This is a genomic window from Proteiniclasticum sp. (assembly GCF_032054185.1).
Lineage (GTDB): Bacteria > Bacillota > Clostridia > Clostridiales > Clostridiaceae > Proteiniclasticum.
This window is the reverse complement of the sequence record NZ_DAMBTF010000004.1, coordinates 160,001-166,138: the sequence shown is the minus strand read 5'-3', so window position 1 is coordinate 166,138 and position 6,138 is coordinate 160,001. Positions and strand designations below refer to the sequence as shown.

Annotated in this window: 6 protein-coding genes (1 of these 6 running past the window's edge); 2 read left to right on the top strand and 4 right to left on the bottom strand. The window is 35.0% G+C overall.

Features of this window, described 5'->3' with window-relative positions; genetic code table 11:
* Nucleotides 1-230: 230 nt before the first annotated feature.
* The 4 genes from RTX25_RS03750 to RTX25_RS03735 all read right to left on the bottom strand — a co-directional run bounded on the left by RTX25_RS03750 (nt 231) and on the right by RTX25_RS03735 (nt 5,273).
* On the bottom strand, nt 231-1,043 hold the full coding sequence (locus tag RTX25_RS03750) for an AAA family ATPase (RefSeq protein WP_312650677.1): 813 nt from the start codon (nt 1,041-1,043) through the stop codon (nt 231-233).
* Nucleotides 1,036-2,484: a Mu transposase C-terminal domain-containing protein gene (locus tag RTX25_RS03745; RefSeq protein ID WP_002316689.1), complete on the bottom strand. Its 1,449-nt coding sequence runs from the start codon at nt 2,482-2,484 to the stop codon at nt 1,036-1,038. Before RTX25_RS03745 ends, RTX25_RS03750 begins: the two co-directional genes overlap by 8 nt.
* A gap of 45 nt (nt 2,485-2,529) precedes the next feature.
* On the bottom strand, nt 2,530-3,084 hold the full coding sequence (locus tag RTX25_RS03740; protein ID WP_002316688.1) for a recombinase family protein: 555 nt from the start codon (nt 3,082-3,084) through the stop codon (nt 2,530-2,532).
* A gap of 245 nt (nt 3,085-3,329) precedes the next feature.
* Nucleotides 3,330-5,273: a heavy metal translocating P-type ATPase gene (locus RTX25_RS03735; protein ID WP_312650673.1), complete on the bottom strand. Its 1,944-nt coding sequence runs from the start codon at nt 5,271-5,273 to the stop codon at nt 3,330-3,332.
* 358 nt (nt 5,274-5,631) lie between these two features.
* Here RTX25_RS03735 and RTX25_RS03730 point away from each other — a divergent pair, with 358 nt between their 5' ends.
* The gene (locus RTX25_RS03730; RefSeq protein WP_312650671.1) at nt 5,632-5,946 is read left to right on the top strand and encodes a metalloregulator ArsR/SmtB family transcription factor; all 315 of its coding nucleotides are present in this window, start codon (nt 5,632-5,634) and stop codon (nt 5,944-5,946) included.
* A 23-nt stretch (nt 5,947-5,969) separates the two neighbouring features.
* Nucleotides 5,970-6,138, top strand: the 5' portion of a protein-coding gene (locus RTX25_RS03725) for a cation diffusion facilitator family transporter (protein WP_002316684.1). 755 nt of this gene lie beyond the right edge of the window; the window shows 169 of its 924 coding nt (coding positions 1-169); it begins with the start codon at nt 5,970-5,972; its stop codon lies beyond the right edge, outside the window.

Below are 6,138 nucleotides of genomic sequence, written 5' to 3'. Positions count from 1 at the left end.
ATTTACGGACAGGCAACTCCATCAACTTTAAGTCATTTGAAATTAGCTAAAACATTAAATCATTTCATCTGAATACTTGAGCAAGCATTCATCCGTTGTGTATTTATCATATTATTGTTTTTCTCATATGTGTAAATTTTGGTTTTATTTCGCACTAACTTCAAGCGCTATGTTGCACTAATAGAACAAAAAAAGACTATTTCGCTAAATGAAATAGTCCTTTTTATTACTTATTTTACTCCAATGACTAAACTATCTCGTGCAGCTTCCACTACTTCTGTCGTGATAGTTTCAAGGTTATTGATTTCTAATATTCTTTCGATTTGGGTGAAAAGTCTTTGGATAAGTCGAAAGTTTCCACTGGTAATTTTAATAATACTAGTGACAGCTTCATAATTAGCAAAATCTTCCAGTTGGACAGATAATCCTAACTCTTCCCATTTGTATTCCAGAATATGGTGGATCTCGTCTTTACTCAATCTGTCAAATTCATGGGCAAAACCTATTCTCGAGTAGAGTTGAGGATAACGAGCCAATCGCTTTTCTATACCCGGCATTCCAATAAAGATCATAGCCACATTTTTTTGGTCATAAATATCTCTTAATTGTTCTAAATGCTGTACTTTTAATCGATCTATTTCATCAATAATAATGAGATCAATTTCTTCATACACATTCGTTGAGTATTTTTCTTCTGCTCCTAACTGAAGAACTCTATACATACTTTTAACCATACCCATTTTACCACCGATCATATCGATTTCATTCGTCATTTTAGTCGCCCGTATGGCTGGAGCGGTGTAAAATATTGTTTTCGCTTCAAGGATTTTTTCATCTGCATTCATTCCGATTTCTTCCGATTTTTTGTAATCAATTTGTTTTTCGACCCAATTCCAATTTGAATATTGCTTAGCGGATAAAGTTTTCCCAACTCCGGGTAATCCATAACAAATTCCGATATATTTGTATTTGATACATGCCTGACAAAATTCTACAAAGCGTTTATATTCTTTTGTTTCAATAAAATAGGGTGTTTTATTCATTGTAATACCTCTTAATTTTTGACTTCTTAGAATCTTTTTTGTTTACAGGATTATCTAACTCTTTCTGCTTAGATGAAATAAGTTCTTCCGCAATATTATTTCCAGAATGGAGCTGATTTTCAAGGTTTTTCCGTGCTTTATTACGTGCCGCAACAATCTCTTTTAAATCGACTTCGTAATCAGAAATTTCAGGAGAAATTGCCGTACATAAATATTGGTCTTTGTAAAATACACGAATCTCAGCAATATCTCTTGGATCATATCGAATGATAACAGTTTCACCTACATAAGCTGCTAAATTGGTGTCAATATATCTTAAACCTTGGAAGTGAATTCCATCAGAATGAACTTTTCTTGGCTTTCCAACATTTAATAACAATAAATCTAAACTTTCTAGACTATCTGGTTGATGAGGAAGAAATCCTGAATTATTCCACATCTTTATAGGTTCCTGTTTTGTAGTGCCATGCACTCTATGGTGATAGTCATATATAATAAAATGCGCTAATTTCTCATCAAGCTCTTTTATCGTAAGAAGATTTAAAGTATTTTGATTCCCAATGTAACCTGGTAAATCTTGCAAAAATAATTGATTAATTGTTAAAAAGAAACGTTCTATTTTCCCCCGTCCTCTTGGCATACCTACCGTAGAAAAAATAAGATTGATTTTTAAATCAATTGCGACTTGCTCCAAATGATTTGAAGTGAAATCACTTCCGTGATCGGTATAGAAAGTTTCAGGTATACCACATATTTGCCAATCAGAGTTGCTTTTTTTCCATATTGCTTGGTGTAAAACTAAAGAAGTTTGAATAGCAGAAGGAGCTTGAAAACTAAGGAAATACCCTGCAACTGCTCGGCTATAATCATCTAAAATAATTGTTAACCATGGCCTCTCAGGCTTTCCTTTTTCGTTTAAAACAAGGATATCCAAGGGAGTGTGGTCAGCCTGCCATATTTCATTGGGATAATAAGACTCACGACGATAAACCAAATCATAATTATTTTGATATTCTTTTTTTCCTTTATGAGCAAGTTCCTTTAATTGTGGCGACAGATTTTTAGCAATCGCATATACTTGATTGTAACTAGGCGGGGCCCAATTTTTCTTTTTACAAATTTTACAGACTTTCCGATGAATAGAAGTTAAGGTGTTTTTTTTGTTTTCAAATATAAGCTTTTTAATTTCTTCTTGTACATTTTCTTCTACTTTAAAGCTTCCTGAATCCGAGCGCTTTCTTCGGATCAATCCTTTCAACCCTGATTGTTGATATTGATTTACCCAATGGTATAAAGTTCTTTTTGGAACCCCTGATTCTTCAGCAATATTACTCAAACTTTCTTCATGCTTAAGATAAGGGGCAATCACTTGATATTTATCCATCGCATTTTGTCGTAGTTCTTCTGAATATGAAGTTAATGGAGGAAGTTCTTGGTTCATGAGAACACCTCTTTCCCACGATTAAATAAAATTAATCGTCAATTTTTATTTATCCAAGTAACGATAAAGCGTTGACTTGCTGATTCCTGTCATCTCAACAATTTCTTTCACACTATATTCCTCACTTTTGTACAATTTTATTGCTCGTTCAATATCTCGTTGGTTCACAGGAGGACGCCCGCCTTTTCGCCCTCTAGCTCGAGCACTTTTTAAACCTTCTTTTGTGCGTTCAACAATCAAATCTCGTTCAAATTGACTAAATGCTTGAAACACAGTCATCATAAGTCGCCCTTGGGGAGTGACCGTATCAAAATTCTCTTTTAAGCTGATCAACTTTACATTATGTTCTTCAAAGTAATTTACAAGATCAATTAAATCTTTTGTGCTGCGCCCCAAACGAGAGAAGCTTTCCACGATAACTGTATCATCTGGACGCAATTTATCTTTCAGCCGATTTAATTGCGGACGGTTAGCTTTGGTTCCCGTCATTTTTTCGGTCAGTATTTCGTTGCAGTTATGTTCATTGAGCAAATCCAACTGACGAGACAATTCTTGTGATCGTGTACTTACCCTTGCATACCCATATATATACCCACTCATAATCCTCTTCCTTCTCTATTTTGATTTTCTCAATTGTATCATAAAGGGTGGGTAAAGATACGTAGATAAAGAGCAAAGTTTTGGCACTGAAAAACCCTTCTTCTAGTCTATAAAAGTTGTTATTTAAAATCGTCCCATAATCGATTGTTTTTGATACTAACTGATTTATAAAAATATGCCTCTAAAGTTTCCAAAACTTCAGAGGCATATGAAAACGAGAATTAGTTAATATTTGAAACAGGTTATTAATTTTTGATAGGCTTAGAATTAGACCTTAACAATCGAAGCCCATTCAGAATAACAACCAATGTACTTCCTTCATGAATAATGACACTGATTGCAATATCCGTTAAGCCTAAGAAACTAACGACAACTAAAAAGGCAACAACGGCCATTGAAAAAATAACATTCTGCCAAATGACACGATTCATTTTCGTAGATATATTATGAGATTGTACCAATTTGGATAAATCGTTTTGCATTAAAACTAAATCCGATACCTCTACTGCCACATCGGTCCCATCTCCCATAGCGATTCCCACATCTGCGTTTACGAGAGCGGGGGCATCATTCACTCCGTCTCCAACCATGGTAACTACACCGTATTTTTCTTTTTGTTCGTCTATAATTCTGGATTTGTCTTCCGGCATGACATTCGCAATCACTTCATCTATTCCTAATTGTTTAGCGACTGCTTTACCCGTCATTTCTGAGTCACCAGTAATTAATGTGGTGTGTATGCCTTGTTCTCTGAAATAATCAATGGTTTCTTTTGCATGCTCACTCGGAACATCCATGAGGGCAATAAGACCTATAACAGCCTCATCTACTGCTACGTATACGACCGTCTTACCTTCTGACGACCATTCATTATTTAAACGACTATATTCATCTGAAACATCGTCAAACGAAGTCGGTTTTCCTATACGATAATTTCTCCCTTTGTAATCTCCTGTCAATCCTTTGCCGATCTGGTTTTCTACTTCGATAGTTAGTTTATTTTTTTGCTCAAACTTTCTTAGAATAGCATCTGCTAAAGGGTGATTGGATTCTTTTTCAAGAGCTACTACGATATCAATCATGTTTTCTTCGTTCACGGAATCAGCAAAATAGTAATTGGTTACTTCAGGTTTTCCTTTAGTCAAGGTTCCTGTCTTGTCAAATGCAATGGCTTGAGTATCGGCTAATTGAGACAGGTAAGAACTACCTTTTGAAAGGACGCCTTTTTTGGCCAAGTTAGAAGTCGTCGATAAAGTTACCGATACAGTAGCCGCTGCTAAAGCACAGGGTGAAGCTGCCACTAAAAGGACCAATCCTCTATAGATACTTTGTGACCATGTCCAGTCTAGGAGAAAAGGAGCCAATAACATGAATAACGGAATGGCAATTAAAACAACTGTAACGTATTTCGGTTCAAATTTTTGGATTATACTCGCAGCTTTTGTTTGGTTGTCTTGGTTCTGGTTTACTAACTGTAAAATTTTTGAAAATACTGTATCTTTATTTTCTTTAGTGACTTCCATTGTGAAAGTACCTGTTCCATTGATTGTACTTCCGAAAACGTCGTCTCCTTTGGACTTCTCTTTTGGGATACTTTCTCCATTAATAGATGACTCATCAATGGACGTAGAGCCTGACAAAATGACGCCATCAATGGGGACTTGATCGCCATTCAATACTTGAAGTTGATCTCCCACTTTTAATTCACTGACGTCAACATTTTTTGTACTGCCATCAGGCTGGATTAACCGGGCAGTCGTTGGATTCATTTCGAGTAATTTCGTGATTTCTCGTTTACTTCTTCCTTCTGCATAATCTTCCAAAAAATGTGCACCAGAAAAAATAAGAATCAATAATGTACCTTCCCAAAAATTCCCCATTAAAGAAGCGCCAATGGCCGCTAATCCCATCAAAATGTGAGAGTTGGGCATGAACTTTTTTTGAACTTTGGAGTTCTCGATTGTTTCTCCAAGGCCTTCAAGAATAATGACATGATATCCTGCACTGATTGTAGCGATTGAGAATAAAATATTTCGCATTAACTGATAATCTTCATTCAAAAATAAAGCGATCACCGCTAAGGCTAAACCAATAAAGTATAAAACGATTGGCATTTTTCCGTGTTCATGGTCATGGTCGTGGTTGTGATTATGTTTTTCTTGAGATTGTTGTTCTTCGATAGTTTCCATTTTTATCACCTTCCTATATAATTCCTTTGATTTCCATTCATTTACTTATTAAATCACACAAATTCCCACTAAAAGAAGAGAAGTATTCATGTAATTTCCATTGTCTCTGACTCCTTTCAGTTGTCCCATATGTAAATCGGAATCTTTACGTTTTACATATGAATAACAAATCATATGTTTACAAAATCATATTAACTCACTGTATGAGTTTTGTCAAGACAAGATGCTTCTTATTCAAATGGACTACTATTGCTGATACAAAAGTCTTAATTTTGTCTATAAACAAAAAACTAGCATCGTTTTACTCATGTGGTATTATATATATGAATGGAAAATCATGTGAGAGGAATAAGAGCATATGGATACATCAACAACTTCGCCAATCAATAAAGAGAAGATCCAATCAATAAGCAAAGTATTCAAAGTGATTAGTGACCCTACACGCTTGTCAATTCTCTTTCTTTTACAGAAAGAAGAGCTCAGTGTTGGAAACATTGTGCTTGCATTGGATATGGAACAGTCCGCGATTTCACACCAACTAAAAATATTGAATGATTCACGTTTAGTGAAGGCAAGAAGAGAAGGGAAAAGCATGGTTTACAGTCTTGATGATCTTCATGTTTTCAGTATTCTCGAACAAGTCTTAACTCATATCAATGAACAAGAACAATAAAAGCTAATAAGGTATAAAACTAAATGGAGGTTTTTAAAATTTCAAAGTCAGAGAAACAAGAAAATCACTCGCACCAAAATCAACCGAATAAGAATATTAAAATTGCTTTTTTCACCAACTTTATTTTTTCCATGATTGAATTTTTCTTTGGGTCTCTTTTCAATAGTGTGTCAATTATGTCCGACGCCGTTC